This is a genomic window from Cupriavidus basilensis, assembly GCF_000832305.1.
Lineage (GTDB): Bacteria > Pseudomonadota > Gammaproteobacteria > Burkholderiales > Burkholderiaceae > Cupriavidus > Cupriavidus basilensis_F.
In genome coordinates, this window is record NZ_CP010536.1 from 1172546 (window position 1) to 1199052 (window position 26507).

Annotated in this window: 25 protein-coding genes; 7 read left to right on the forward strand and 18 right to left on the reverse strand. The window is 67.7% G+C overall.

Features of this window, described 5'->3' with window-relative positions; translation table 11 throughout:
- Positions 1-97: 97 nt before the first annotated feature.
- Positions 98-871, forward strand: a complete 774-nt coding sequence (locus RR42_RS05305) for an NAD(P)-binding domain-containing protein (RefSeq protein ID WP_043351432.1) — start codon at positions 98-100, stop codon at positions 869-871.
- Positions 872-966: 95 nt separating this feature from the next.
- Here RR42_RS05305 and RR42_RS05310 read toward each other — a convergent pair whose 3' ends face one another.
- The 7 genes from RR42_RS05310 to xdhA form a co-directional block, all read right to left on the reverse strand.
- Positions 967-1395 carry a YXWGXW repeat-containing protein gene (locus RR42_RS05310; RefSeq protein ID WP_043344672.1) on the reverse strand — a complete coding sequence of 143 codons (429 nt, stop codon included), beginning with the start codon at positions 1393-1395 and terminating at the stop codon, positions 967-969.
- A 218-nt stretch (positions 1396-1613) separates the two neighbouring features.
- A complete protein-coding gene (locus RR42_RS05315) occupies positions 1614-2714 on the reverse strand; it encodes a fatty acid desaturase (protein ID WP_043344673.1) in 1101 nt (366 codons plus the stop codon).
- 170 nt (positions 2715-2884) lie between these two features.
- A complete protein-coding gene (guaD, locus tag RR42_RS05320; RefSeq protein WP_043344675.1) occupies positions 2885-4216 on the reverse strand; it encodes a guanine deaminase in 1332 nt (443 codons plus the stop codon).
- Between the two features lie 63 nt (positions 4217-4279).
- Complete coding sequence (locus RR42_RS05325; protein WP_043344677.1) at positions 4280-5326, reverse strand: adenosine deaminase; 1047 nt, start codon at positions 5324-5326, stop codon at positions 4280-4282.
- Positions 5323-6357, reverse strand: a complete 1035-nt coding sequence (xdhC, locus tag RR42_RS05330; protein WP_043351435.1) for a xanthine dehydrogenase accessory protein XdhC — start codon at positions 6355-6357, stop codon at positions 5323-5325. The genes RR42_RS05325 and xdhC overlap by 4 nt, the downstream gene beginning before the upstream one ends.
- Before the next feature lie 112 nt (positions 6358-6469).
- The gene (gene xdhB, locus RR42_RS05335; protein ID WP_043344680.1) at positions 6470-8827 is read right to left on the reverse strand and encodes a xanthine dehydrogenase molybdopterin binding subunit; all 2358 of its coding nucleotides are present in this window, start codon (positions 8825-8827) and stop codon (positions 6470-6472) included.
- Between the two features lie 12 nt (positions 8828-8839).
- A complete protein-coding gene (gene xdhA, locus RR42_RS05340) occupies positions 8840-10354 on the reverse strand; it encodes a xanthine dehydrogenase small subunit (protein WP_043344683.1) in 1515 nt (504 codons plus the stop codon).
- A 221-nt stretch (positions 10355-10575) separates the two neighbouring features.
- Here xdhA and RR42_RS05345 point away from each other — a divergent pair, with 221 nt between their 5' ends.
- Positions 10576-11520, forward strand: a complete 945-nt coding sequence (locus RR42_RS05345; protein WP_043344685.1) for a LysR substrate-binding domain-containing protein — start codon at positions 10576-10578, stop codon at positions 11518-11520.
- A 63-nt stretch (positions 11521-11583) separates the two neighbouring features.
- On the opposite strand, the gene RR42_RS05350 is transcribed toward RR42_RS05345, so the two are convergent.
- Complete coding sequence (locus RR42_RS05350) at positions 11584-12363, reverse strand: substrate-binding domain-containing protein (protein ID WP_236702034.1); 780 nt, start codon at positions 12361-12363, stop codon at positions 11584-11586.
- 226 nt (positions 12364-12589) lie between these two features.
- Between RR42_RS05350 and RR42_RS05355 the strand changes: the two genes are divergently transcribed.
- From RR42_RS05355 to RR42_RS05380, 5 genes are all read left to right on the forward strand, one after another.
- Positions 12590-13687 (forward strand): substrate-binding domain-containing protein, encoded by a 1098-nt coding sequence (locus RR42_RS05355; RefSeq protein WP_043344686.1) that lies wholly within the window; start codon positions 12590-12592, stop codon positions 13685-13687.
- Positions 13688-13795: 108 nt separating this feature from the next.
- On the forward strand, positions 13796-14413 hold the full coding sequence (locus RR42_RS05360) for a DUF4126 domain-containing protein (RefSeq protein ID WP_043344688.1): 618 nt from the start codon (positions 13796-13798) through the stop codon (positions 14411-14413).
- A gap of 315 nt (positions 14414-14728) precedes the next feature.
- A complete protein-coding gene (locus tag RR42_RS05370; RefSeq protein WP_043344691.1) occupies positions 14729-17272 on the forward strand; it encodes an ABC transporter permease in 2544 nt (847 codons plus the stop codon).
- A gap of 24 nt (positions 17273-17296) precedes the next feature.
- Positions 17297-17734: a group II truncated hemoglobin gene (locus RR42_RS05375; RefSeq protein WP_043344693.1), complete on the forward strand. Its 438-nt coding sequence runs from the start codon at positions 17297-17299 to the stop codon at positions 17732-17734.
- Between the two features lie 38 nt (positions 17735-17772).
- Positions 17773-18390, forward strand: a complete 618-nt coding sequence (locus RR42_RS05380) for a DUF924 family protein (protein WP_043344696.1) — start codon at positions 17773-17775, stop codon at positions 18388-18390.
- Between the two features lie 148 nt (positions 18391-18538).
- On the opposite strand, the gene RR42_RS05385 is transcribed toward RR42_RS05380, so the two are convergent.
- From RR42_RS05385 to RR42_RS05430, 10 genes are all read right to left on the reverse strand, one after another.
- A complete protein-coding gene (locus tag RR42_RS05385; protein ID WP_043344699.1) occupies positions 18539-19123 on the reverse strand; it encodes a TIGR00730 family Rossman fold protein in 585 nt (194 codons plus the stop codon).
- Entirely contained in the window at positions 19120-19818 is a 699-nt protein-coding gene (locus RR42_RS05390) for a TetR/AcrR family transcriptional regulator (protein ID WP_043344702.1), read from the reverse strand. The genes RR42_RS05385 and RR42_RS05390 overlap by 4 nt, the downstream gene beginning before the upstream one ends.
- 139 nt (positions 19819-19957) lie before the next feature.
- Positions 19958-20470, reverse strand: coding sequence for a diacylglycerol kinase (locus tag RR42_RS05395; protein ID WP_082054804.1), 513 nt, complete (start codon positions 20468-20470; stop codon positions 19958-19960).
- A complete protein-coding gene (locus RR42_RS05400; protein ID WP_043344703.1) occupies positions 20358-21524 on the reverse strand; it encodes a glycosyltransferase family 4 protein in 1167 nt (388 codons plus the stop codon). Before RR42_RS05400 ends, RR42_RS05395 begins: the two co-directional genes overlap by 113 nt.
- A gap of 107 nt (positions 21525-21631) precedes the next feature.
- Positions 21632-22648: a UDP-2,3-diacylglucosamine diphosphatase gene (locus RR42_RS05405; protein WP_043344705.1), complete on the reverse strand. Its 1017-nt coding sequence runs from the start codon at positions 22646-22648 to the stop codon at positions 21632-21634.
- A 145-nt stretch (positions 22649-22793) separates the two neighbouring features.
- The gene (locus RR42_RS05410; protein ID WP_043344707.1) at positions 22794-23771 is read right to left on the reverse strand and encodes an esterase/lipase family protein; all 978 of its coding nucleotides are present in this window, start codon (positions 23769-23771) and stop codon (positions 22794-22796) included.
- Positions 23768-24334: an RDD family protein gene (locus RR42_RS05415; protein WP_043344711.1), complete on the reverse strand. Its 567-nt coding sequence runs from the start codon at positions 24332-24334 to the stop codon at positions 23768-23770. The genes RR42_RS05410 and RR42_RS05415 overlap by 4 nt, the downstream gene beginning before the upstream one ends.
- 193 nt (positions 24335-24527) lie before the next feature.
- The gene (locus tag RR42_RS05420; RefSeq protein WP_043344713.1) at positions 24528-25307 is read right to left on the reverse strand and encodes a DUF3106 domain-containing protein; all 780 of its coding nucleotides are present in this window, start codon (positions 25305-25307) and stop codon (positions 24528-24530) included.
- A gap of 2 nt (positions 25308-25309) precedes the next feature.
- Entirely contained in the window at positions 25310-25744 is a 435-nt protein-coding gene (locus tag RR42_RS05425) for a DUF3619 family protein (RefSeq protein ID WP_043344715.1), read from the reverse strand.
- Positions 25741-26307 carry an RNA polymerase sigma factor gene (locus RR42_RS05430; protein WP_006156852.1) on the reverse strand — a complete coding sequence of 189 codons (567 nt, stop codon included), beginning with the start codon at positions 26305-26307 and terminating at the stop codon, positions 25741-25743. The genes RR42_RS05425 and RR42_RS05430 overlap by 4 nt, the downstream gene beginning before the upstream one ends.
- Between the last annotated feature and the right edge of the window lie 200 nt (positions 26308-26507).

Genomic DNA, 26507 nt, shown 5'->3' on the forward strand with positions numbered 1-26507 from the left:
GTTTGAAGGCGTGCCAAGCACACCGCACCCGATCGCTGTGCTGCAGCACCATGATCTTCATCGGATCGAGGAGTCCGCCTTGCCGTTTCCCGAGCGCATCGAAACCATCGGCCGGCACCGCCGCCTGCTCACCGGCAGCGCGAGCCTGGCCTTGCTGGCGATGTGGCTGGGGCTCTCGCCCTCGCGCTTGCGCGCGCAGGCAAGCCGGGAAGGCGCCCCCGTGCCCATCGGCGTGATCGGCTCGGGCCGCATCGGCGGCACGTTGGGCGGGCTGTGGGTGAAGGCGGGCCATCCCGTCCTGTTCTCCTCGCGCCACCCGGATGAACTCAAGCCGCTGGTCGAAAAACTTGGCCCGCTTGCCCGCGCGGGCACGGTGGCCGAGGCGCTGGCGTTTTCCAATGTGATTTTTCTCGCCGTCCCTTACAAGGCGTTGCCTGAGATATCGGCGGAGTACGGCAAGGCCTTTGCCGGCAAAGTGGTGGTGGATGCGACCAACGCCTTGCGCGCGCGCGATGGCGCCGTCGCCGAAGAGGCGATGCGCAAGGGCATCGGCATCACCACCGCAAAGTACCTGCGCGGCGCGCGTATCGTGCGCGCCTTCAATTTCATGGGCGCCACCAACTTTGCCAATCAGAACCACCGGGCCGAGGGCCTGATCGCGGTGCCGATCGCCGCCGACGATCCGAAGGCCCTGCGCATCGGCGAGCAACTGGTGCGCGATGCCGGCTTCGAGCCGGTCGTGGTCGGCCGGCTCGCCACGGCCGACAGCTTCGCCCCGGGCGGACCGCTGTTCCATCAGATCGGCTCGGCCGACGCCATGCGCGCGCGCATGGCGGAGCAGGCTGGGAAGATGGTGCAGAAGCCTGAGTGAAGCGAAGCGGTTCTGGCAAGGCGCGCGGCCGCAGACAGGACAAGTGGATCGGCCAAGGCCGCGCAGCGACGCCAGAATTTTCTGGAAATGGCCTGTTAGCCGCGCCAGGCGCCCTTCATCCAGACCCAGCCGCCGCCCTCGAAGCGCCAGACCCAGTGTCCGGGCACCCAGTAGGCGTGTGCGGCGGGGGTGACCGTGATCTGTTCCACGATCACGGGCGGCATCGCCGGCACCGGTTGCTGGACCCAGCGGCCGTGCACCCAGAACCAGTCGTTACCCTCCCATTTCCAGTGGCCCGGCACCCAGTTCCAGCCGTAGGCAGGCGCGGGGCCGCGGTCTTCGTGCACCGGCGGCGGCATGTTGCGGACCATCTGGTGGGGTGGCGCAGGCGCCGGTTGCCGTACTACCACGCGCTCGGTCACGCAGCCGGCGAGGCTGCCGAGCACCGCCAGTGAGGCGAGCGCCGGCAGGGCGGCGCGGAGCAGGCGGCGCCGTGCTGGCGCATGGGGTTTGCTGATTGCCATTTGTCTTTGTCCTGTTGGCGCTGATTTGCGCTCGGGCGTTGTCCAAGGGGCGGCCCCGGGTCGGGATGCACAATGACCTTGAGACCGATACCTTGCATAACGAGGCAAGCGCCGCCGCGCGGGACAAGCGCGCGCAAAGACTTTGTAATTGAGTATTACGCGCCCCAAAAGACAAACCGCAGCCAGGGCGGCTGCGGCAGGCGGTGAGCGGTGGCGGGTTATGCCGGCACAGGCGCGTTGGCGCTGGTCTGCCGGCCGCGGAAGTCCGTCCAGCAGAGCGCCTTGAAGTCATACAGCTTGCAGCGGCGCGCGGTATCGAAATACCAGCGCCAGGTGAAGTTCTGGATGATGATGCGGCCCGGCAGCGCATGCTCCAGCAGCGCCTGGGCGCGCTTGAGGCGGTACAGCGGCACGCTCATGTCCACGTGGTGCGCGGTGTGCTCCATGATGTGGTGCAGCGCCGCGCCGATGCCATAGCGAAAGCGCAGGTGCACGGTGGTGGAAACGAAGGGCTGGGCGCGCGCCCACATGGCCTTGGTGTCGTACCAGGCCACACTGGTGTGGGTGTGGTGCACGTAGAGCACAAAGCCCACGGTGAAATTCCAGACCAGGAACGGCAGCACGAAGCCCAGCCCGACCAGCAGCGCCACCGACTGCCCGGTGGCAATGGCCAGCCACGCCAGCGCGCCGATCCAGGCCACGCCGAAGAGCGCCACCAGCGTGCAGTCCCACATGAAGACGGCGCGGCGCGTGGGCATCTGGCGGCGGCTGGGGAAGAACATCTTGAACCACCAGATCTCGACCAGGTAGTACAGGCCCGCGCCAAAGCCGGTGCGGTAGACCCGCTCCAGCGCGCGGCGCCAGCGCGGCAGGGCCTGGAATTCCTCGAGCGAGTAAGGCTGCCAGACGAAGTCGAAGCCCTTGAGGTTGGAGTAACCGTGGTGGACCACGTTATGGCCCACTTCCCACAGGCTGTAAGGCGTGAGCGACGGCAGGAAGGTCAGCCGGCCCAGCCACTTGTTCAGGCCGCGCCGGGGCGTCAGGCTCTGGTGGCAGGCATCGTGGCCGATGATGAACAGGCGGGCGATGATCAGCCCCGTCGCCACGCTGGCGGCCAGCTTGGCGAGCCAGTGGGAGAACAGCACCACCCCGGCCAGCGCGGCCAGGAACAGCGCGGTGTCCAGCGCGAACAGCGCCAGCGCGCGCGGCGTGCTGCGCGCGCCAAGCGGGATCAGCCAGCCGCGGATGATCTTGCGCGAGGGCAGGGGGGCGTCAGGGGAAATCGGCTCCGGAAAGGAAGCTTGCTGCGTGGCAATCATGCAAAAACCTTCAGTTGTCGAACGCGGGGTCGGGCTGGGCCCGAGACTGGCGATGCGCGGCCACGGGACAGGCCGATGGTGTGACAGCTTAGAAGGATTGCGTGACAGGGGTGTTGATCCGGGTCAAGCCAGCAGGGCCCGACCCGGTGTCACTCAGCGAAAAGTGACGGTTAGTGCGCTGCCCAGGCCGGCGCGCTCGCCGGCTCGCCCATCACATACACCTCGCCGATGACGCGGTCGTCACCCAGCATGGCGAAGGCGAACAACTGTTCTTCCAGCGTTTCCGAGCGCTCGCTGCGGCGCGCGATCAGCGGCGTGGCCTGCGGGTCGAGCACGATGAAGTCGGCCTCGCAGCCGGGTGTGAAGCTGCCCACGCGCTCGCTCCAGCCCAGTGCATCGGCGGCGGCGCGGGTGGCCAGGTAGAACATGCGCAGCGCGCTCAGGTGGTAGCCGCCCATGCGCGCCACCTTGTGGGCGGCGTTCATGGTGCGCAGCATCGAGAACGAAGTGCCCCCGCCCACGTCGGTGGCCAGCGTCACGTTGAGGCGGTGCGCATCCGACTGGTGGAAGTCATAGAAGCCGCTGCCCAGGAACAGGTTGGAGGTGGGGCAGTGCGCCACCGCCGCGCCGCTGTCGGCCAGCCGCTTGCGGTCATCCTGGTCGAGGTAGATGGCGTGGCCGTACAGCGCGCCCGGGCGCAGCAGGCCGTAGTGATCGTAGATGTCCAGGTAGCTGCGCGCTTGCGGGAACAGCTCGGCCACCCATTTCACTTCGTCGCGGTTTTCCGCCACGTGGGTCTGGATGAAGGCGTCCGGGCAGGCCTTGGCCAGCTCGCCGCAGGCTTGCAGCTGCGCCTCGCTGGAGGTGGGCGCGAAGCGCGGCGTAATGGCGTACGACAGGCGGTTCTTGCCGTGCCAGCGCGAGATCAGGTCGGCCGAATCGCGCGCGCCGGACTCGGCGGTGTCGCGCAGGAATTCGGGGCAGTTGCGGTCCATCATCACCTTGCCGGTGACCAGGCGCAGGTTGCGGCGGTCGGCTTCGGCAAACAGCGCGTCGGCCGAGGCCGTGTGCACGGTGCTCCACGCCACGGCGCTGGTGGTGCCGTTGCGCAACAACTCGTCGGCGAAGAAGCCAGCCACCGCCGCCGCGTATTCCGGCTCGGCGAAGCGGCGCTCCTCGGGGAAGGTATAGGTCTCCAGCCAGTGCAGCAGGCCGGGCGATGGCGAGGCGATGATGTCGGTCTGCGGGTAATGCACGTGCGTGTCGATAAAGCCCGGCATGATCAGCTTGCCGCGGCGGTCGATCACTTCGGCGCCCGCCGGGATCTGGTCGGCCAGGTCGGCATGGCTGCCGACCGCGGCGACGTGCCCGGCGGTGACGATCAGCACCCCGTCTTCCCAATACTGATACGCGTCGTCATGAAACTGGGGGTCGCGCAGGAAGTGCAGCACGCGGCCACGGATGGCGCGGGTGATGGACTGGGTGGGGGGCGTGGTCGTCATATCGATGTCTCGTCATGCGCCGGCGCGCGCATGGCGCGCCGGCTTCTTGGTGTGAGCCGCGCTTCAGGCCGTGGAGGCCGCGGCGGGCAGGGGGGATTGCCAGAAGTGGTCGACTTCAGCGAGGAAGGCAGTCTTTTGCGAGGCGGGCAGGAACGACGCCTCGAAACTGTTGCGCGCCAGCTTGTGGCCATCGGCCGCGGTCAGCGGCAAGGCTTCGAAAGCGGCTTCCCAGTTCGCGTTCATATAGCCGCCGAAATAGGCGGGGTCGTCCGAGTGCAGCGTGACCAGCACGCCCGCTTCCAGCAGGCGGTGCAGGGAATGGTCGCGCAGGTCCGGGTAGACCTTGAGCTTCTGGTTGGACAGCGGGCATACCGTGAGCGCCACGCGCTCGCGGGCCAGCCGCTCAACCAGTGCCGGGTCGTCGATGGCGCGCACGCCGTGATCGATGCGCTCCACCTTGAGGATGTCGAGCGCGTCGGTCACGTATTGCGCCGGGCCTTCCTCGCCGGCATGCGCCACCAGGTGCAGGCCGAGCTCGCGGGCGCGGGCAAAGACGCGGGCGAACTTCTCCGGCGGGTTGCCCTGCTCGGAAGAGTCCAGCCCGATGCCGACGAAGCGGTCGCGGTAAGGCAGCGCGGCTTCCAGCGTGGCGAAGGCGTCTTCCTCGGAGAGGTGGCGCAGGAAGCAGAGGATCAGGCTGCTCGAGAAGTCGTACTGCGTGCGGGCCTGGGCGAGCGCGTCGGAAATGCCGTCGATCACCACATGGATCGGCACGCCGCGCTCGGTATGGGTCTGCGGGTCGAAGAAGATCTCGGCGTGGCGCACGTTGTCGGCGACGGCACGCTGCACGTAGGCCATCGTCATGTCGAAGAAATCGTCCTCGGTCAGCAGCACGCTGGCGCCGGCGTAATAGATGTCGAGGAAGGATTGCAGGTCGGTGAAGGCGTAGGCCTCGCGCAGGGCTTCCACGCTGGCGTACGGTAACTTGACCTTGTTGTGCTGGGCCAGCCGGAAGATCAGCTCAGGCTCGAGCGTGCCTTCAATGTGGACGTGCAGTTCCGCCTTGGGCGTCTGGCGGATACGGTCTGCGAGCGCGGCATCGAGCGTCATGGGGTTCCTTTTGCGGTCTTGGTTTGCGTCGTGCTCGTCGCTTTGCCGCTGCGGCTGGCGCTCAGCGCGCCCAGATGGGCGAGGCGCTGGTCGCGAACCTGCAACAGCTGGGCGACGATGGCAACCGCAATCATAGCCGGAGCCTTGTCCGTGATGCCGGGCACGCCCATCGGGCACGTCATTTCCGCAAAGCGGGAAGGGTCAATCCCGTGCTCCGCCATGCGGTGCTCGAAGCGCGCGCGCTTGGTCTTGGAGCCGATCAGGCCGAAGTAGGCGAAGTCGTCGCGCCGCAGGATGCGCTCGCACAGCGTCTGGTCCAGCGCGTGGCTGTGCGTCATCACCAGGAAGTAGCTGCCGGCCGGCGCATGGTCCACCACGGCTTCGGGGGTGTCGCTGGCTTCCGGGGTGACGTTGTCGGGCAGGCCGGCGGGGAACAAGGTGTCGCGCTCATCCACCCAGTGCACCTGGCACGGCAGGTTGGCCAGCACCTTGACCAGCGCATGGCCCACATGGCCGGCGCCGAACAGCACCACGTGCAACTCGTCCGGCACCAGGGTATCGGTCCAGTCGCCGTCCGCCTGCAAGGCCACCGAGGGCAGCAGCGCCGGCGCCGCGGCGTGTCGCACCGCGCCGATGCGTGGCACCGTGCGCATCAGCGCGCGTCCGGCTCCGAACGCGGCCTGCACCGCGTCCAGCCACGGCAGGTCGGCTTCACCCAACACCTCGAAAGCGAGCAGCACCACGCCGCCGCAGCATTGCCCCAGCGCCGGGCCCAGCGGGATGCGCACGATCTGCCGCGTCGCGCCGCGCTCGGCCAGCATGGCGCGGGCGATCTCCATGCCGCGCCATTCGAGATGGCCGCCGCCGATGGTCCCGGCCAGTTCGTTGGCGGTCACCAGCATGCGCACGCCCGCCTCGCGCGGCGCGGAGCCTTTCACCTCGGCGATGGTGACCATCGCCACCGGCACGCCCGCGCGCACCCAGCGGGTGGCGTCGGCGAAGCGCAAGGGTTTGAGGGGTGCGTCCTGCATGGTGATGCCTTTCAAGGTTGATGCTCTGGGTGAAGCTCGTTACTTCGTTACGGTCTTCAGCGAAGACGGACTGTGGGAGAGGGCGGGCGCATCCGCAAGCCGCTGTCTCCTACTACACCACCCGCACCACCCGCACCGCGTCCACCGCATCCAGGATTGCCTCGCTGGTCGCGGGCGCCACCAGCGGCGGGTTCACCTTGTAGTCCGCGACGCTGGCCACCGCGTCGCGGATCGCGAAGAACACCGAGAACGGCAGCAGCAGCGGCGGCTCGCCCACGGCCTTGGACCGATGGATGCTGTCTTCCGCATTGTCGTTCTCGAACAGCCGCACGTAGAAGTCTTCCGGGCAGTCGTTGACGGTCGGGATCTTGTAGGTCGAGGGCGCATGCGTCATCAGCTTGCCGTCCTTGTTCCACCACAGTTCCTCGGTGGTCAGCCAGCCCATGCCCTGGATGAACCCACCTTCGACCTGGCCGATGTCGATGGCCGGGTTGAGCGAGCGGCCGGCGTCGTGCAGCACGTCGGCGCGCAGCAGGCGCCATTCGCCGGTGAGCGTGTCCACCAGCACTTCCGAGCACGCCGCGCCATAGGCGAAGTAATAGAACGGCCGCCCTTGCAGCTTGGACTGGTCCCAGTACAGCTTGGGCGTGGTGTAGAAGCCATCGGACCACAACTGCACCCGTGCCACGTAGGCTTGCCGTGCCAGGTCGCTGAAGTCCAGGCGGAGTTCGCCGGCTACCACCAGGTCGTCGCCGAACTGCACGCTGTCCGCGTCCACGCCGGCCTGGCGCGCGGCAAACGCCGCCAGCCGCTCGCGGATCTGCCGCGCGGCGTCCTGCGCGGCCTTGCCGTTCAGGTCGGTGCCGGTGGAGGCGGCCGTGGCCGAGGTGTTGGCCACCTTGCTGGTATCGGTCGCGGTCACGCGCACGCGTTCGAGCCGGATGCCAAGCTCATGTGCCACCACCATCGCCACCTTGGTGTTCAGGCCCTGGCCCATCTCGGTGCCGCCGTGGTTCACCAGCACCGAGCCGTCGTTGTACACGTGCACCAGCGCGCCGGCCTGGTTGAAGTGGGCCACGTTGAAGGAAATACCGAACTTCACCGGGGTGATGGCGATGCCCTTCTTCAGCACCGGGCTGGTGGCGTTGAACGCGCGCGTGGCCTCGCGGCGCGCGCGGTAGGCGCTGGTCGCTTCGAGTTCGTCGAGCAGTTCGTGGATGACGTTGTCTTCCACGGTCTGGCCGTAAGGCGTGACGTTGCGCTCGGTCTTGCCGTACAGGTTGGCACGGCGCACGTCGAGCGCATCGCGGCCCACGGTGCGTGCCACGTTGTCGAGGATGTACTCCATGGCAAAGGCACCCTGCGGGCCGCCAAAGCCGCGAAATGCGGTATTGCTCTGCGTGTTGGTCTTGCCGCAGTAACCGTCGATCTGCACGTTCGGCAGCCAGTAGGCGTTGTCGAAGTGGCAGATGGCGCGGGTCATCACCGGGCCGGACAGGTCGGCCGAGAAGCCGGCGCGCGAAACCATCTCCACCGACACGCCGTCGAGGCGGCCGTCGGCATCGTGGCCGACTTCGTAGTCGAAGACGAAGTCGTGGCGCTTGCCGGTGATCATCATGTCGTCATCGCGGTCCGGACGCAGCTTGACCGGGCACAGCAGTTTCCAGGCAGCCAGCGCGGCGCAGCAGGCGAACATGGCCGATTGCGATTCCTTGCCGCCGAAGCCGCCGCCCATGCGGCGGCACTCCACCAGCACCTGGTGCGCGTGCCAGCCCAGCATATGCGCCACCGCATGCTGCATTTCGGTGGGATGCTGGGTCGAGCACCACACATGCATGCCGTCGTTTTCCTTGGGCGCGGCGTAGGCGATCTGGCCTTCCAGGTAGAACTGCTCCTGGCCGCCCAGGCGGATGTTGCCCTTGTCCCGATGCACGGCGGCGGCGATATGGCTGGCCGGCTCGCCGCGCGTGAGGTGCATCGGCGGCAGCACATAGCTGCCGGCCTGGTGTGCCGCCTCGGGCGACAGCACGGGCGCCAGGTCTTCATACTCGATCGTGCCCAGGCGGGCGGCGCGGCGCGCGGCATCGTGCGAGGTGGCCACCACCACGAAGATCGGCTGGCCGATGAACTGGACCAGGCCGTTGGCCAGGATCGGGTCGTCGTGGATGATCGGGCCGCATTCGTTGGCAGCGGGAATGTCCTCGGCGCTCAGCACCGCCACCACGCCCGGCGCGGCGCGCACCTTGTCGAGCGAGATCGACCTGATGCGGGCATGGGCGCGCGTGCTCATGCCGAGCGCGGCATGCAGCGTGCCTGCCAGTTCGGGGATGTCGTCGGTGTAGGTGGCCGTGCCGGCCACGTGCAGGTGGGCCGATTCGTGCGGGCGCGAGACACCCACTTGCGGCGTCGAAATGGCGGTCCTGGCTTCGCTCGCGGCGTCGAGCAGGAAGGGTTCGGTTTGCTTGTTCATGCCGATCTCTCCTTACGCGGTAGCGGTGGTGGTGGCCGCGCCCGCACCGATGGCGCGGACATTGACGGCGGCCGCGGGCAGCGCGTCGGCGCGCGTTTCCAGCCAGAAGCGGTACAGCAGGTTGGCGGCGCCGCGGCTGCGGTACGCGGCGGTGGCGCGCATATCGGACAACGGCGTGAAGTCCTGCGCCAGCGCGCTCATGGCGGCGCGGGCGGTGGCTTCGGTCCAGGGCTGGCCGATCAGCGCGGCTTGCGTCAGTGCCCCGCGCTTGGGCGTGGCAGCCATGCCGCCGAAGGCCACGCGCGCATCGCGGATCACGCCGTTTTCCAGCGTCAGCGCAAAGGCCGCGCAGACAGCGGAAATGTCTTCGTCAAAGCGTTTTGACAGCTTGTAGGTACGGAAGTGCTCCGGCCCGGCCAGCGGCACGCGCAGCGCCGCGACGAACTCGCCTTCGGCCATGGCGGTCTTCTGGTAAGCCAGGTAGAGGTCTTCCAGCGCCAGGGTGCGGCGCACGTCGCCGCGTTGCAGCACCACTTCGGTGCCAAGCGCGATCAGCGCGGGCATGGAGTCGCCGATCGGCGAGCCGTTGGCGATATTGCCGCCCAGCGTGCCGGCATTGCGGATCGGCAGGGAGGCGAAACGCTTCCACAATTCCTCCAGCTCGGGATGGACGCCGTTCAGCGCGGCGTAGGCGCGCTCCAGCGAGACTGCCGCGCCGATTTCCAGGGCGCCATCGATTTCGCGGATGCCGTTCAGGTCAGCCACCTGGCCCACGTACAGCAGGTTGCCCAGTTCGCGGAACTGCTTGGTCACCCACAGCCCCACGTCGGTGCTGCCGGCCAGGATGCGCACGCCGGGCTCGGCCGCCTTGATGGCGGCAAACGCCGAGGCGGTGCGGGGCGCGTAGAAGTGCTGGCCTGCGGCGCTGTAGTGGAAGGTGTCGTCGCGCCGCAGCGCGCGCAGCGTGTCGGCGATCTGGCGCGGGTCCAGCTTGCTGGCCTGCGGCGCCGGCAGCGCCATCATGCGCTGGCCGGCCTCGATGATGGGGCGGTAGCCGGTGCAGCGGCACAGGTTGCCGGTCAGGGCGTCGCAGATGGCCTCGCGCGCCGGGGCGCGGCCGGTGCCGGCGTCCTCGGATTTCTGCTGGTACAGCGCCCACAGCGACATCACAAAGCCGGGGGTGCAGAAGCCGCACTGGGAGCCATGGCACTCCACCATCGCCTGCTGCACCGGGTGCAGCGCGCCGTCGGCCTGGCGCAGGTCTTCCACGGTGATCAGCGCGCGGCCGTCCAGCGTGGGCAGGAACTGGATGCAGGCATTGACCGCCTTGAACTCGACCTGGCCGTTTTCGCCCAGCTCGCCCAGCACCACGGTGCATGCCCCGCAATCGCCTTCGGCGCAGCCCTCCTTGGTGCCCGTGCAGCGCGCGTCCTCGCGCAGGTATTGCAGCACGGTGCGGGTAACGGGGGCGTTTGCGACCTCCGTGACCTTGCCCCGGTGGTAAAAGCGGATGGTTTGCGTCTCCATGGTGTCTTCTCTCTTTGTGGATGGGGCCAAACATAGCACTGACGCCGATGATGCAATATTCGGCCCAGGTGATATGCCCCATCAAGCGGGGAGAGCGTTCCGGCGGCCGGCGAGGGCGGCGGCGGCCGGATTTGACCAATGACGGGGTGCGTGACATACACTATGCGCCGTTCCCATTGCCCACGCCACCGGCCGCAAAGCGCGCCAGGCGCCCCCTCGCCATGCACGGACGCGACCATCTCGACACCTATTTGCTGCGGGTGCTGCACACTCTGCTCACCGAGCAGAGCGTGACCCGCACCGCGGTCCGCCTCGGCCAGTCGCAGCCTGCCATCAGCAATACGCTCAAGCGGCTAAGGGAAATCACGGGGGATGCCATCCTGGTGCGCGGCAAGAGCGGCATGGTGCCGACCGAGCGCGGCCGCGAGCTGCTGCAACTGGCCGAACAGAGCCTGGCGGCCATGGACCGCATCGCCCGGCCACCGCAGCATTTCGACCCGGCCACCACTACCCGTACCTTCCACCTGGGCGCGCCGGACTACCTGGACGCCTTCTTCCTGCCCAATATCGTCGAGCGCGTGCGCCGGCTGGCGCCCGGCGCCAAGCTGTTCGTGCACCCGATGACGTCATCGAGCGACTTCCTCGACAGCCTGGAGCAAGGGCAGCTCGACATCGTGGTCGGCAACTGGCTGTCGCCACCGGAGCATCTGCATATTTCGCCGCTGTTCGACGATGAGGTGGTGTGCATGCTGGGAGCGCAGCATCCGCTGGCGCGCAAGGGGCTGACCCTCAAGCACTACCTGGAGATGCCGCACCTGGCGCCGGCGCCTTATGCCTCGATGCAGCGCAGCATGATCGACCAGGCGCTGGCCGAACAGGGATACAAGCGCAATATCCAGGTCACGCTGCCGTATTTCGGGCTGGTGCCGTATGTGTTGATGAAGACCGATATGGTGTTCACCACGGGGCGGCAGTTTGCCGCGCATTATGCGCAGTACCTGCCGCTGAAGATGGTGCCTTCGCCGGTGGCGTTTCCGCGGATGCGGTTTTATCAGCTGTGGCATGAGCGGTGCCATGCCGCGCCGGATGTGATGTGGATGCGCAGGATGATTGCGGAGGTAGCGGGGGAGTTGCCGGTTTTGCCGCAGCTGGTGAGGGAGGGGTAAGGGGGTGTTTGTGCGCAAGGGCAGAACCGCGCAGAACCGTTGCGCATAAACACCCTCTTCACTTCACTTCCCCCTGTAACTCGGAAAGAACAACTGTTCCCCCTCCACCTTGTACGCAGCAATGGTGTCCTGCCCATCCCTGGAGGTAATCCACTCCACCAGCTTCATGGCATCCACGTAATTGGCATCAGGATGCTTGGCCGGATTGACCGCAATCACGCCATATGGATTGAACATCCTGGGATCGCCTTCCAGCAGGATCGCCAATCCGGTCTTGGCGCGATACGCGCCATAAGTGGCCCGGTCCGACAACGTATAACCCGGCATCTGCGCGGCCATGGTCAGCACCTCGCCCATCCCCAGCCCGGCATTCACGTACCACGGCTGCCCCTTGGGCTCGATCCCCGCCTGCTTCCAGTAGTCCTTCTCCATCACGTCGGTCCCTGAGTTGTCCCCGCGCGAGATGAACTTGGTGCTGCCGGCGGCGATCTTCCTGAAGCCGGCCAGCACGTCCTTGCCGCCTTTCAGCCTGGCCGGGTCGCTGGCCGGGCCAACCACGATGAAGTCGTTGTACATGACGTCGCGGCGGTTGACGCCGTAGCCCGCCGCCACGAATTCGTCTTCCATCTTGCGGGCGTGCACCAGCAGCACATCGACGTCGCCCATTTCGCCCATCTTCATCGCCTTGCCCGATCCTACGGCGATCACCTTGACGGTGACGCCGCTCTTTTGCTCGAACCTGGGCAGCAGGAATTTCAGCAGGCCGGAGTTCTCCGTGCTGGTGGTGGTGGCCAGCTTGAGTTCGCCGGCGAAGGCGCTGGTGGCGATGGTGGCGCCGGCCATGCCAACCAGGCAAACCAGCCCGATAGCGCACGCGGCTCGGTTCGAAATATGGCGTGAAAGGCCTTGTTTGCTGAGCGCTTGCATGGATTCTCCTTGTCTTATGTTTTTAGAAACACAATTGCCACAAACTCATGAGATCGGTGAGAATGCAGAAAAATACGTGGAAATCAGCGCCTTGCATTCTCGGTGAACCACATCTCCAAAGTAAATATGAAAGGCGTTTCATATGACATTCCGCTTTGACCTGTTCCCGGTTGTCGCCGCAGACGACAATCCTCGCTCCAACGGCAAGGTGTTCCAGCTGCTCAAGGCAGTGCGCGAGACGGGCTCCCTGCATCGCGCGGCGCGCGAGATCGGGTTGTCGTACCGGCACGCCTGGGGCGTGATGCGGTCTTGGGAGGAGATGCTTGGGCGCAGCATGCTCGACATGGAGCGGGGCCGGGGGGCGTCACTGACGCTGTTCGGCGAGCGCTTGCTGCGTGCGGAGGGGCGCTTGCGCGATTCGATCGACCCGGTCGTGCAGAAGGCCATGGTCGATTTCCTGGCGGACCTGGACGACGCGGCCCAGCCGCAGACCCGCATCCGCTTCTCCGGCAGCCATGATCCGGCCATGGAGGTCCTGGCGGGGGCGCTGCACGACGCGCCGGGCGGCCTGCAGCTCGACACCGTGTTCTGCGGCAGCGTGGAGGGCCTGATCTGCCTGCAGGAGCGGCAGTCCGAGCTGGCTGGCTTCTACGTCTCACCGATCCAGAAGGCTGGCTCCGTCGCTCACGTGACGCTGCGCAAATGGCTGCGTCCGGCCGCCGTGCGCTTGATCCGGCTGGCCTGGCGCGAGCAGGGCCTGATCGTCGCGCGCGAGCTCGCGGGGGAGATCCACGGCCTGCGCGACCTGGCCCGTACCCGTGCCCGCTTCGTCAACCGCCAGCGCAGTTCTGGCACGCGCATGCTGTTTGACCAGTTGCTGGCCACCGAGGGGCTCTTCCCGGACCAGATCGTTGGCTACGAAACCCCCGAGTTCAGCAACGAGACGGTGGCGCAAGCGGTGCACGCCGGCCGTGCCGAGGTGGGCTTCGGCCTGCGCATGAATGCCGAGGCCCATGGGCTGGCCTTTGTGCCGCTGACCCGCGAGGCCTACTATCTGGCACTGCGCAAGAACGACCAGATCACGCCCTGGGCGCATGGCTTGCTTTCGCATTTGGCTGACCCGGCCTTCCGGCACCGCATCGAAGCGCTTCCCGGCTACGCCATGGCCGCGCCCGATGGCATCCTGACGCCGCAGGAGGCACTTCCCTGGTACGGCCCCGACGGCAAGGAAGGCGGCTGACGCCGTCCACCGGGGAGGGTGGGAACCCGGCTGTTTGAGCGCGCGCGTATTACACTGGTTGCATAGGCGGGGCTGCATGCCCGCCAGACAGACCCAGCAAGGAGCGCCATGCTAGAAACGGCCGCGTTGGCCGCGGGCTTGTCCTGGACCAGCGGATTTCGCCTTTACCTGGCCGTGTTCACGGCTGGCGCACTGGGCCGCCTGGGCTGGCTGCACCTGCCGCCCGGCCTGCAGGCGCTGCAGTCGTGGTGGGTGATCGCGCTGGCCGCGGTGCTGGCCCTGGCCGAATTCGTGGCCGACAAGGTGCCGGGCTTCGATTCCTTCTGGGACAGCATCCAGACCTTTATCCGCATTCCCGCCGGCGCGATCCTGGCCGCTGCCGCCTTCGGGCAGCTCGATCCGCAATGGATGGTCGCCGCCGGGCTGGTCGGGGGCACGCTGGCCGGCACCGCCCATGCCGCCAAGGCCGGCACCCGCGCCCTGATCAACGTCTCGCCGGAACCGTTTTCGAATTGGGCTGCCTCATTGAGCGAGGACGTTGCCGCCAGCAGCGGGCTGCTGCTGGCTTTTTTCCTGCCTGCGGTGTTCCTGGTGGTGCTGGCCGTGCTGTTGCTGGTGGCGGCGTGGCTGCTGCCCAAGCTGTGGCGCGGCTTGCGCTATTTGCGCGACGCGTTGGCCAAGCGTGCTCCGGCGGCCTCGCCGGCGGGGCGTCAGCCCCGGCGCTGAGTGGCGGGTTCGACCCTCGCTTTGCGCAATCCGGCCATAATCTGGCCCTGGTCCGGCGGATGCGCGCCGGGATCCTCCCGCTGGTGTCCTGCGGTCGCGCCAATCCTGGCCTGCGGCCAGCCCGGCCGGCCGCCACCATGCATGTGCACGGACAAGAGATTAGAGAGAAGAGATAAGAGATCGATGTCTTCAGAACCCGCCTCCCAGCACGCTCCCGCAGCAGCAAACGCAGCCGCAGCCGCAGCCACCACCACCGTCGCGGCATCGTCCGGCGCCGGCCCGGCGCGCTTCTCGCCCTGGCGCCAGGCTTTGCGCATGGCGCGGCGCGATTGGCGCGCCGGCGAGCTGAGCCTGTTGCTGTTCGCGCTGGTGCTGGCCGTGGCGGCGCTCAGCAGCGTGGGCTTTCTGGCCGACCGCATGCGCCTGGGGCTGGAGCGCGACGCGCGCCAGATGATCGCCGCCGATGTGCTGATCGTGTCCGACCAGCCGTTCGATGCCGTCTTCGCCAGCCACGCCGCGCAAGCGGGCCTGGCCACCACGCAGACGGTCACCTTTCCGAGCATGGCGAGCGCACATTTGCCGGGCAAGGCCGCCACAACGCAAGGGCAAGGGGCGGCTGGCGGGGCTCAGGCCGATGCCCCTTCGCAACTGGCTGCGCTCAAGGCGGTCGCCCCCGGCTATCCGCTGCGCGGGCAGCTCAAGGTGGCGGCTGGGCCCGGGGCGCCGGAAGCCGCCGCCACCGGCATTCCCGCCGAGGGCACCGTCTGGGTGGACGAGGCCTTGCTGGACGCGCTCGGCGTTGCCGTGGGCGACACCATCCAGCTGGGCAGCCGCGCCTTTCGCATCGACCGCATCCTCACGCAGGAACTGGATCGCGGCGCCGGCTTCATGAATTTCGCGCCGCGCGTGATGCTGCCGCTGTCTGACCTGGCCGCCACGGGGCTGGTGGGCTGGGGCAGCCGGGTCTCCTACCGCCTGCTGGTGGCTGGCCCCGATGCCGCCGCGCAGGCCTACCAGAAGTGGGCCGAGGCCGAGATCGACAAGCGCGCGCTGCGCAACACGCGGGTCGAGTCGCTGGAATCCGGCCAGCCGCAGATGCGCGCCACGCTGGACCGTGCCGAGCGTTTCCTGTCGCTGGTGGCGGTGCTGTCGTCGATGATTGCCGCGGTGGCCATCGCCATGTCGGCGCGCCGCTATATGCAGCGCCACACCGATGCCTGCGCTGTCTACAAGTGCATGGGCCTGTCGCGCCGCGAGATCCTGCTGGCTTTCGGGCTGGAGTTCCTGCTGCTGGGCGTGGGCGGCGCGGCGGCCGGCGTGGCGCTCGGCTACCTGGCGCACTACGGCCTGCTGCTCTCGCTGGGTAAGCTGCTGACCGTGACGCTGCCGCAGCCTTCCGTCTTGCCTGCCGTGGTTGGCGTGCTGGCGGGCGTCGTCCTGCTGGCGGGCTTTGCCTTGCCGCCGCTGCTGGCGCTGACCCGGGTGCCGCCGCTGCGCGTGCTGCGGCGTGACGTCGGCGCGCCGCCGGTCTCGACCTGGATCGCCTACGGGCTCGGCCTGGGCGCCTTCGTGGCGCTGCTGCTGGTGGCCGCGCGTGATCTCAAGCTGGGGCTGACCACCGCGGGCGGCTTTGTCGCCGCCGGCGTCGTGTTCGCGCTGCTGGCCCTGGGACTGCTAAGCCTGCTGTCGCGGCTGATGCGCGGCCGGCGCCTGGCGCGCGGTAGCGTGGGCTGGCGCTTTGCGCTCGCGGTGCTGGAGCGCCGCCGCGGCGTGACGGTGCTGCAGACGGTGGCGCTGGCGGTGGGCCTGATGGCGCTGCTGCTGCTCGGCATGACCCGCAACGACCTGATCGCCTCCTGGCGCAACGCCACGCCGGCGGACGCGCCCAACCGCTTCGTCATCAATATCCAGCCGGACCAGCGCGCGCCGCTTACCGGCATGCTGCAGCACGCCGGCATCGCCGACCTGCTGTACCCGATGGTGCGCGGCCGCCTGACACATATCGCTGGCCAGCAGGTGCGCGCCGAGCGCTTTGCCGATGGCCGCGCCCGCAACCTGGTCGAGCGCGAGTTCAACCTGTCCTATACCGATGCGCTGCCGGCCGGCAACCGCGTGGTGGCGGGCAACTGGCTCGGCGCCGGGAAGGGCGGGGCCGGGGCCTCGGTGGAGGAAGGCATCGCCAAGACGCTGGGGATCCGGCTCGGGGACACCCTGCGCTTCGATGTGGCGGGGCAGTCGGTGGAGGCGCCGGTCACCTCGCTGCGCAAGCTGGACTGGGGCTCGATGCGGGTCAATTTCTTCGTCATCCTGCCGCCTTCTGCCATGCAAGGCCTGCCGCAGACCTATATCACCGCCTTCCACCTGCCGCCCGCGCAAGCCGCGCTGGGCAACCGCATGGTGGCGGCCTTCCCGAACATCACGGTGGTCAACACCGACATGATCCTGCGCCAGATCCAGGACGTGCTCGACCAGGTCATCGCCGCCGTCGAGTTCCTGTTCGTGTTCACGCTCGCAGCCGGCGTCACCGTGCTCTATGCAGCGCTGTCCGGGGCGCGCGACGAGCGCAAGCGCGATGCCGGGCTGCTCAAGGCGCTGGGCGCATCCGCCGCGGTGGTGCGCCAGACCCAGTACGCGGAGTTCCTGGTGGTGGGCGGGCTGGCGGGCCTGCTGGCCAGCCTGGGCGCGATCGCGGTGGGCTGGGGCTTGTCGCAGTTCGTGTTCGATTTCCCCTACCGCTTCAATGGCTGGATCGTGCCGGCGGGTGTGCTTTCTGGCATGCTGTGCGCTTTCGCGGGCGGCTGGCTGGGTTTGCGCGAGGTGCTGCGGCAGCCGGCGCTGGCCACGCTGCGTGAAACCTGAAGCCTGAACCATCCCTGAGTGCTTATGAGTACCGATTCCAAGCCTGAAAATGCGGCATCCTCGGCATCCGATGCCGCCCCCGAAGTCACCGCCTATGAACTGATCGGCGGCGAGGCGCGCGTGCGCGAACTGGTCGACCGTTTCTACGACCTGATGGATCTGGAGGACGAGTTCAAGGGCCTGCGTGCGTTGCATCCCGCCTCGCTCGACGGCTCGCGCGACAAGCTGTTCTGGTTCCTGTGCGGCTGGCTGGGCGGTCCCAACCACTTCATCGAGCGCTTTGGCCACCCGCGCCTGCGCGCGCGCCACATGCCATTCGAGATCGGCACCAGCGAGCGCGACCAGTGGATGCGCTGCATGGCGCTGGCCATGCAGGACGTCGGCCTGCCCGAAGACCTGCAGCTGCGCCTGATGCAGGCCTTTTTCGGCACCGCCGACTGGATGCGCAATGTGCCGCGTTGATGGCCAAGGCTACCTGACCCGCCATAGGTCCCGGCACCATGGCTGACACGCATCCCGAAGCCGCCACGGACCTGCCTGCCGACGCCCGGCGCGTACTCGATTTCTGGTTCGGCGCGCCTGGCTCGCCGGCATGGAACACGACACGCTCGGTGTGGTTCACCAAGTCCGCCGAATTCGACGCCACGGTTCGCGCTGCCTTCCTGCCACTGTGGGAAGCCACGCACGCGGGCGCGAACGCGGGCTGGGCGCAAAGCCCCGAATCCGCCTGCGCGCGCATCGTGCTGCTCGACCAGGTGCCGCGCAACGTCTTTCGCGACGACCCGCGCAGCTTCGCCTCCGATGCGCAGGCGCTGGCAACAGCCCGGCAGATGGTGGCGAGCGGCGCCGACCGCCTGCTGCCCACGGCATTCCACCGCATGTTCTGCTACATGCCGTTCGAGCATTCCGAAGCGCTTGCCGACCAGAACATGGCCGTGCGGTTGATGACGGCGCTGCGCGACCAGAGCCAGGGTCAGGTGGACGTGGTGGACTGGGCGCTCAAGCACCGTGCGGTGATCGAGCGTTTCGGGCGCTTCCCGCATCGCAACGCCATGCTGGGACGCGGGGATACGGCGCAGGAGAGCGCCTTCCTGGAGGAACCCGGCTCGTCGTTCTGAGCGGGTCTCGCGTGGCACAGCCGCTATCGCGGGGTGGTGGCGGGGCCGGGGCGCAAGCCGATGTGGCCGGCTCTCGGTATCGGGTATCGGGTATCGGGTATCGGGCGTCGGGCGTCGGGCGTCGGGCGTCGGGCCGCGGGGAGCACCATCAGGTCTGCTCGCGCTTCTCCTGCCACTTGTCCACCAGCAAGCGCGGCGCGTTGGCGAGCTTGTCGAGGATGCCTTCGGGCGTGGGCGCCACATGCAGCAGGTCGTTGTGGACCTGCTTCAGGAAGCCTTCGTCCACGGCGTGCTGCATGAAGCCCAGCATGCTGTCGTAGAAGCCTTCCGCATTGAGCAGTCCCACCGGCTTGGCGTGATAGCCCAGCTGCAGCCAGGTGAAGGTCTCGAACAACTCCTCGAAGGTGCCGACGCCGCCCGGCATGGCGATGAATGCATCGGCGCGGTCGGCCATCATCTGCTTGCGCTCGTGCATGTTGCGCACCACGTGCAGCTCGGTCAAGCCGCGATGGCCAACTTCCTTTTGCATCAGCGCCTCGGGAATGATGCCGATCGCGGTGCCGCCGTTGGCCAGCACGGCGTCGGCCACGGTGCCCATCAGCCCGACCTTGCCCCCACCGTACACCAGCGCCAGGCCGCGCTCGGCCAGGGTCTTGCCCATGGCGCGCGCCGCGGCGGCGTACTCGGGACGATTGCCGGGGCTGGAGCCGCAATAGATGCAAACGGACTTCACTTTTTTTCCTTTTCTGTTTGCGCCGCCTTGGCCGCGGCGTATTCCTGGGCTTGCTTGTCGAACGCCTGGCGGGCCTTGCCGCGCAGGTAAGGGGCCAGGATCGAGAAGATATGGTAGCTGGAGCCGTGCAGGTAGCCGCGGATCAGCTCAGGGTCGTTGTACTGGCGCGGATGCTGCACGAACTGGAACGACAGCCAGTAGGTGGCGATCACCACGATATTGGTGCAGATGGCCTCGACCTGCTCGGGCGTGGCCTCCATCTCGCCGTCTTCCTGGAACTGCCGGCAGATCTCCATCGCAAAGCGCTTCTTCTGCTCGACGATGCGCTTGAAATTGGTTTCAAGCATGCGGTTGCGCGCCAGCAGGTCATTGATGTCGCGATACAGGAAGCGGTAGTTCCACAGGAACTCCGCCATGTATTGCAGGTAGCCCCAGCTTTCGTCCAGCGTGGCCTTGTGATCGTCGGGCAACTTCAGGCGGCGCTCCATCTCCTGCTCGAACAGCACGAAGATGGAGTTGATGATGTCGTCCTTGTTGCGGAAGTGATAGTAGAGATTGCCGGGGCTGATCTCCATGGCTTCCGCAATGGTGGTGGTGGTGACGTTGGGCTCGCCCACCTCGTTGAACAGGCGGAGTGAGACGTCCAGGATGCGGTCCCGGGTGCGGCGGGGACCGGCTTGCTGTTTGGGTTCCATAGGCGACCGGGCGAGCGGCAATTCGGTAAGTTGAAGGCGATTATAAGCAATCGCCGTTTGCCGCCATGCCACAAGCGCCATTGGCGCTGTCCGCGCGCCCGCCGTGCCGCGCTTGTGCCGAGCCCGTGCGGCCAGCCTGTCAGGCCGCCAGCGCGCGCAGCCAGTCCATCACGATCGGCCCCGCGATAGCCAGCCAGGTGCCGCCGCATAGCACCAGCGCCAGCATGACCGCCGCGCTGCCGAAGTCCTTGGCGCGCTTGGACAGGCTGTGCCGCTCCAGCGAAATCCGGTCGACCGCGGCTTCCACGCTGGAGTTGAGCAATTCCACGATCAGCACCAGCAGCAGGGTGCCCAGCAGCAGGATGCGCTCGACAATGCCGACCGGCAGCAGCAAGGCGCAGGGCGTGAGGATGACCACCAGCGTCAGCTCCTGGCGAAACGCGCTTTCTTCCAGCACCGCGTAGCGCAGGCCGGACACCGAGTTGATGCCGGCATGCCAGGCCCGCGCCAGGCCGCGGTTGCCCTTGTGGGGGTTCTGCTCAATCGTGTAGTCGCTGCTCGGCGAGTCCGGGGGCGGTGCCGGGGCTGACGTGACGGTCTGTGGCGCCGGCGGGCGGTGCGGTTCGGTGGGTGGGCGAAGCGGAGTCGGCATGTTCGGAGGAGGGGCGGGCAGTGGTGCCGTTCGTGCCGTTGGGGGTCGCGCGCACGGCCGGCAGTGGCTGCAGGTGAGTCAGGAACTGCTCGGAGGCGGCGCGCCACGAGAACCGTTCGGCATGGGCGCGAGCGGTGGCGCGGTCGATGCGCAGCGCTTCCAGGCAAGCTTCACGCAAGTCTTCGTGCATCACCCCGGCATCGCTGTGGCCGAGCACATCGATTGGCCCGGTTACCGGATAGGCCGCCACCGGCAGCCCGCTGGCCAGGGCTTCGAGCAGCACCAGCCCGAACGTATCGGTGCGGCTGGGGAATACAAAGACGTCGGCTGAAGCATACACCTTGGCCAGCTCCGGCTGGGTCAGTACGCCCAGGTAGTTGGCCGCCGGATAGCGCGCGCGCAGCGACGCCAGCGCCGGCCCGTCGCCCACCACCCACTTGGAGCCGGGCAGGTCCAGCGCGAGGAAGGCCTCCACGTTTTTTTCCACGGCGACACGCCCCACGTAGAGAAAGATCGGGTGCGCCGTGTTCAGCACGTTAGCCTGCTGGGTGGTGAAGACATCGAGGTCGACGCCGCGGGTCCACAGCACGCCGTGGGTGATGCCAAACTGATGCAGGTCTTGCAGCACCACAGGCGTCGGCGCCATCACGGCGCGCGCCGGGCCGTGGAACCAGCGCAGGAAGCGGTAGGTCCAGGCAAGCGGAATGCCAAAGCGTGCCTGCACGTACTCCGGAAAGCGTGTGTGGTAGGCGGTGGTGAACGGCAACTGCTCGCGGATCGCATAGCGGCGTGCAGCCAGCCCGAGCGGGCCTTCCGTGGCGATATGCAGCGCGTCCGGTGCGAAGGCGCGGATGCGCGCGCGGACCTTGGCGGCGGCGAACAGTGACAGCGCGATCTCCGGATAGGTCGGGCAGGGAATGGTGGTGAATTCCTGCGGCGTGATCAGCTCCACCGTGTGCCCCATCGCAATCAGCTCGCGGCGGGTGGACTTGAGCGTGCGCACCACGCCATTGACCTGCGGCTCCCAGGCGTCGGTGACGATCAGGATCTTCATAGCTGCTCCTTGCGGCCAGGCCGCGTGGGTGGCCGGCCTCGGCGAGGCCACGGCAATACCGTTGTACGGGTGGCGGCGTGTGGGGCAGGTGCCGCGCTCAAGTCTCGTCAGGCCGTGGCGACGGTGCGGCGCCCTGCTGTGGCCGGCGCATCGAGCAAGGTGGTCCAGTAGACGATCTGCAATTCGCCGTCCTGCGTCTCCACCAGGGCGGAGAGGCTCTCCACCCAGTCGCCGTCGTTGCAGTAGAGCTGGCCGTCGACCTCGCGGATCTCGGCCTTGTGGATATGGCCGCAGATCACGCCATCGCAGCCGCGCCGGCGCGCCTCATCCACCATCGCCTGCTCGAACGAATTGATGTAGTTGACCGCGTTCTTGACCTGGTGCTTCAGGTATTGCGACAGCGACCAGTAGGGAAAGCCCAGGCGCGCGCGGATGCGGTTGAAGTGCCGGTTGATGGCCAGGATCAGCGTGTAGAGCGAGTCGCCCAGGTAAGCCAGCCAGCGCGCGTGCTGCACCACACCGTCGAACAGGTCGCCGTGCACGACCCACAGTCGCCTGCCCGCGGCGGTGACGTGGACGGCATCTTCGCGCACCGTGATATCGCCGAAGGCGAGGCCGTCGAACTGCCGCGCCACCTCATCGTGGTTGCCCGGCACGTAGATCACCTCGGTGCCCTTGCGCGCCTTGCGCAGCAGCTTCTGCACCACATCGTTGTGGCTCTGCGGCCAGTACCAGCCGCGGCGCAGCTGCCAGCCATCGATGATGTCGCCGACCAGGTAGAGCTGGTCCGATTCATTGTGCTTGAGGAAGTCGAGCAGGTAATTGGCCTGGCAGCCGGCCGTGCCGAGGTGGATGTCCGACAGCCAGATGGCGCGGTAGTGGCGGGTGGGATGGGACGGATGCGGGGGCTGGGTGGTGGCTTCGGGGGGCGGGGCGCTGGCGGCAGAGGTGGCGCTACGCCCGGGAGGCCGTTGCTGCAAGTCGCTGGCCGGTGGCATGAAGGCGGCCAGCGCGGCAGGCAATGACATGGGCCGTGGCAGGGATTGCGACTCGGCGGTGCGGCTGCGCAGCAGTTGCGCGGCCTTGGCCAGATGTCCGCGGGCAGAACGAAGAGCTTGAACCATGGCGGCCTCGGTAGCGACGATGGCTGCATTGGGCCAGCGGCGCGTGACGAAGCTGTTAAGGAAACATGAACGTCATATGACTGTTGTGTGGAAGCGGCTATGGGGTGGCTGGCTGGGGCTTCCGGCTGCTGGCTCCGTGGTCTCATCAGGCCGCTGGCGCCACCGCCGACAACTGCGCCAGCGCTAGCAACACGGCCTGCGTGGCCACCGGATGCCGCAGCAAGCTGACATGCCCGATGCCGCCAAGCGCCACATGATGCGCGCCCTCGATCCAGGAGGTTCCCACCGGCCCGGCAATCGAATCATGCCAACTGAAAATCGACACCAGGGCAGCGCGCTGGCGTGATGTTTCGCGCGCCGCCAGCGCGCGCAGCCAGGCGCTGGCGCAGCGCATCTGGCGAGAATTGAAGCCTCTGCCGTAGCGGGCCAGCACGCAGCCGTGATGCGGTGTGCCCAGCGTGACGATGCCGCGGCAGGGCGGGGGTTTGCCGCGTCCCGCTAGCGCGGCGCGCGCGGCCAGGCCGCCCATGCTGTGGCAGAGCAGCAGCGGCGGCTGGCCGGTGGTGGCGGCGATGCGCGCGATGGCGGCACGGACTTCGAGGGCGTATTGGTCGATGTCGCCAAACACCGGGTCCAGGTCGATCGCCTCGCAGTGGTAGCCGGCCGCCGCCAGGGCGGGCTGCATGTCGAGCCAGACGGCGTGGTTGCAGCCATAGCCGTGCACCAGCAGCAGCGGCGGGCGCGAGCCCGGGGCTTTGGCCGGGCGCAAGCGGTGGTGCGAGCAAAAGGGCTGCAGCCAGTTGAACATCCGGAACACGGCGGCGTATTCACGCAGGTAACAGGCCAGCGCCTGCCATGGCGTCAAACGGGCCGGCCGCATGGCTTGCAGGGCGGGAGGGATCGGGGGGCGCGTCGCCTCGGGCTCGCCCAGGCCGGGCAGGGTAAAGGCAAAGGCGCAGGCAACGGACAGCCCCAGTATCGCCAGCACCGCGCCAATGCCGGCCAGCAGGCCGGCGGCGAGGGACCACCCATGCAGGGCGTGCAGTTCAGCGGCGCAGCCTAGCGCCACGGCGGCCTGCAATGCCACCGCGATGCGGCGCAAGGCGGCGGCCGACAGGCTCATGGCTTGGGCGGGCGCAGATCGGTCAGGCGGGTACGGGCGAGGCGGTCATGCAGGAACTGCCGCCTGGGGTCGAGCAGGGCCAGCAGGACCCAGGCGAGCAGGCCGGCGCATAGCACGCCGACGAACGGGCCCTTGACCAGGCCGAGCAGGTGCCCGAGTGCCGCCGAAGGCGGCAGCCACAGCCATGCCAGCAGGTAACGCAGCGTGGCCTGCGGCCAGCGCGGGGGCGCGCCCGCAGCCGTCTCGACCCGCATGCGCCACGTCTGCATGGCGAGCGTCTGCCCGTTGCGCTGCCAGAACCAGACAAAGTAGCAGCCCAGCACCAGGAAGCTCCAGCACTGCATCGCGAGCGGGCTGTCCAGCCCAAGCTGCTGCAGCGCCGGGCGCGCCAGCAGGTAGACCCCCGTCGAGGCGCTCAGCACGCCGAACAGCAATACGCCTTCGTACAGCATGCAGGCGATGCGGCGGCGGATCGTCGGTGCCTCGGCCGGGCGCACGGGACTGTCCGGCGCAGCCGATGTGGCTGGCCTGGCGTTGGGTTTGGGCGTGGTCACGGCAGGCATGGCGGGTATGGCGATAGGGCGGTGGGGCCGTCAGGCCGGAGGAGGGCGAGGCCGGGCAGCGAAGGCCGGGCCGCGAGGCAGCAAGCGAGCGCGGCCAGGCCGGCGCAAGCGGCATTATGCCAAAGCGCGGGTGGGGCGGGTAGCTTGCGTGGGAGGGCGCTAGGGCGAGCCGGCCGGACAACCGCGCAGCGGTTCAGCGGCGCACCGGCTCGTCGGGGCTGGCGGTAGCGCTGGTGCTGCTGGCCGTGGCGTCTGTGGCGGCCTCGCGCGGCGTGTCCACGGTCGGCACCGGTGCGCCGGCAGCGGTACCTGGCATGGCGGCCTGGGACTCCGCCGCCAGCGTGCCGGCATCGCGCGCGCGCGCGCGCACGGCGGCCGACGTGGCGCCGGCGGGTGCCTTCTTTTCCAGGTGCAGTTGCCGGGTGGTCTCGGCTGGAAGGCGCTTGCCGGAGGGCAATGCGCTGACCGCGCCAGGGCGGCGCGGCACTTTCTCGGCAGCCGCGAGGTTCTTTTTCTGCTCCTCCGGCAGTTGCTGGTACTTGTTCCAGGCCTCGGCCTTCTTCTGGGCGGGCAGCGAACGTGTGATCTGGTAGTTTTCGCGCGCCAGGCGGCGCTGCTGGGGTGTCATCTTGACCCATTCGGTCATGCGGGTCTGCAGGCGCGCCTGTTCCGCGGGCGAGAACTTCTCGTATCGTTCCGCAATCTGCAGCCATTTGCGCCGGTTGAGCTCAGGGAAATTGTTCCACTCGCCTGCCAGCGGCGCGAGCACGCGCTGCTGGACGGCGTTGAGCTCGTTCCAGTTCGGGTGCGCGTTGGCGATGCTGGCCGCGGGCGCGCCGCCCGGGTGGCCGCCCTGAGCCTGGCAAGTGGCCGGAACCAGGAACCAGATCGTGGCGGCGGCGGCCAGGCCGGCCAGCAGCAAGGCTGCCAGCCGCCGGCGCGGTGCGTCGGGGGTGAAGTCAGCGCCGGCCATGCCTACTGACCGCGCTTCAGGAATACGTGGAAGCCCTGATCCGCGTAGGCCGTTGGCGGGAGGTCGTCGAGCAGCATCGCCGCGTCCACATCCGCGAGCTCATCGACGCGCTTTTGCTGCTGCCAGTGGTAGATGCCCGCCAGCCCGGCGGCCAGCGCCACCAGCGTCCATACCAGCCCAAGGCGGCGCAGCCAGGAACCTGCGCGATGGAGCGCCGAGTCGTCCTCATCGAAAGAGAGCGTGGGCATTCCGGCCGAGGCCAGTTGCGGCGCGGCGACGGCGGCTTGCGCTTTCTTGCGAGACAGCGCAACCCGCCGCGCGGCGGCAAGCCGATCGGTCACATTGTCCGGCAACGCATTCGCAGAGGCATCGAGTGCCGTGCGGATATCGTGTGCCAGGCGGCGTTCGTTGATTTCTTTTTCGTTTCTGGTGCTCATAGTCGGACCCCCCGCGCTCGCAATGCCTGCGCCAGTGTGTGCGTGGCACGGGAACAGTGCGTCTTGACGCTGCCTTCGGAGCATCCCATGACGGCAGCCGTTTCCGCGACGTCCATATCCTCCCAGTAACGCATCAGGAAGGCTTCGCGTTGACGTGTCGGCAGGCGCTGGATCTCCTGTTCGATGATGTGCATGGTCTGGGCGCGTTCCACCTTGTCGGCGCTGCTTTCCGCGGATTCGGAGCCGATCTCGGCCTCGAAAGTGTCGAGCAGGTCATTATCCTCGCCTTCGCGGTCGTCGCGCAGGTTGGAAAACAGGGTGACCCAGGTATTGCGTACTTTCTGCCGGCGGAACCAGTCGTGAATTGTGTTCTGCAGTATGCGCTGGAACAGCGGCGCGAGTTCGGCGGCGCTCTTGTCGCCGTATTTTTCGGCGAGCTTGATCATCGCGTCCTGGACGATGTCCAGGGCGGCTTCGTCGTCGCGCACCGCAAACACGGCCTGTTTGAAGGCGCGCCGCTCGACGCTGGCGAGAAAGTCGGATAGTTCCTGATCGGTTGCCATGCAGGCGGGGTACAGACGGTGGGGCCTTGGCCGGTGGAAGTGCAGGGTAGGGCTTCTTGCACGTCCAAAATGGTGGGATGCTAGCAAATAACCCCCCCGGTGACCATCCTTGTTCTCTTTTGTGGTCATTCAGGCTCAGCGTGTGGCAGGGTGTCCGAAGGATGGCAGGATGCCCTCCTGATTGAAAAACCCCGTAGACA

Bases quoted from the DNA above. Each gene is read 5' to 3' on its own strand.
- RR42_RS05310 (WP_043344672.1), bottom strand. From the start codon at position 1,395: ATGGCAATCAGCAAACCCCATGCGCCAGCACGGCGCCGCCTGCTCCGC.
- RR42_RS05315 (WP_043344673.1), bottom strand. From the start codon at position 2,714: ATGATTGCCACGCAGCAAGCTTCCTTTCCGGAGCCGATTTCCCCTGAC.
- guaD (WP_043344675.1), bottom strand. From the start codon at position 4,216: ATGACGACCACGCCCCCCACCCAGTCCATCACCCGCGCCATCCGTGGC.
- RR42_RS05325 (WP_043344677.1), bottom strand. From the start codon at position 5,326: ATGACGCTCGATGCCGCGCTCGCAGACCGTATCCGCCAGACGCCCAAG.
- xdhC (WP_043351435.1), bottom strand. From the start codon at position 6,357: ATGCAGGACGCACCCCTCAAACCCTTGCGCTTCGCCGACGCCACCCGC.
- xdhB (WP_043344680.1), bottom strand. From the start codon at position 8,827: ATGAACAAGCAAACCGAACCCTTCCTGCTCGACGCCGCGAGCGAAGCC.
- xdhA (WP_043344683.1), bottom strand. From the start codon at position 10,354: ATGGAGACGCAAACCATCCGCTTTTACCACCGGGGCAAGGTCACGGAG.
- RR42_RS05345 (WP_043344685.1), top strand. From the start codon at position 10,576: ATGCACGGACGCGACCATCTCGACACCTATTTGCTGCGGGTGCTGCAC.
- RR42_RS05350 (WP_236702034.1), bottom strand. From the start codon at position 12,363: ATGGCCGGCGCCACCATCGCCACCAGCGCCTTCGCCGGCGAACTCAAG.
- RR42_RS05355 (WP_043344686.1), top strand. From the start codon at position 12,590: ATGACATTCCGCTTTGACCTGTTCCCGGTTGTCGCCGCAGACGACAAT.
- RR42_RS05360 (WP_043344688.1), top strand. From the start codon at position 13,796: ATGCTAGAAACGGCCGCGTTGGCCGCGGGCTTGTCCTGGACCAGCGGA.
- RR42_RS05370 (WP_043344691.1), top strand. From the start codon at position 14,729: ATGGCGCGGCGCGATTGGCGCGCCGGCGAGCTGAGCCTGTTGCTGTTC.
- RR42_RS05375 (WP_043344693.1), top strand. From the start codon at position 17,297: ATGAGTACCGATTCCAAGCCTGAAAATGCGGCATCCTCGGCATCCGAT.
- RR42_RS05380 (WP_043344696.1), top strand. From the start codon at position 17,773: ATGGCTGACACGCATCCCGAAGCCGCCACGGACCTGCCTGCCGACGCC.
- RR42_RS05390 (WP_043344702.1), bottom strand. From the start codon at position 19,818: ATGGAACCCAAACAGCAAGCCGGTCCCCGCCGCACCCGGGACCGCATC.
- RR42_RS05395 (WP_082054804.1), bottom strand. From the start codon at position 20,470: ATGCCGACTCCGCTTCGCCCACCCACCGAACCGCACCGCCCGCCGGCG.
- RR42_RS05400 (WP_043344703.1), bottom strand. From the start codon at position 21,524: ATGAAGATCCTGATCGTCACCGACGCCTGGGAGCCGCAGGTCAATGGC.
- RR42_RS05405 (WP_043344705.1), bottom strand. From the start codon at position 22,648: ATGGTTCAAGCTCTTCGTTCTGCCCGCGGACATCTGGCCAAGGCCGCG.
- RR42_RS05410 (WP_043344707.1), bottom strand. From the start codon at position 23,771: ATGAGCCTGTCGGCCGCCGCCTTGCGCCGCATCGCGGTGGCATTGCAG.
- RR42_RS05415 (WP_043344711.1), bottom strand. From the start codon at position 24,334: ATGCCTGCCGTGACCACGCCCAAACCCAACGCCAGGCCAGCCACATCG.
- RR42_RS05420 (WP_043344713.1), bottom strand. From the start codon at position 25,307: ATGGCCGGCGCTGACTTCACCCCCGACGCACCGCGCCGGCGGCTGGCA.
- RR42_RS05425 (WP_043344715.1), bottom strand. From the start codon at position 25,744: ATGAGCACCAGAAACGAAAAAGAAATCAACGAACGCCGCCTGGCACAC.
- RR42_RS05430 (WP_006156852.1), bottom strand. From the start codon at position 26,307: ATGGCAACCGATCAGGAACTATCCGACTTTCTCGCCAGCGTCGAGCGG.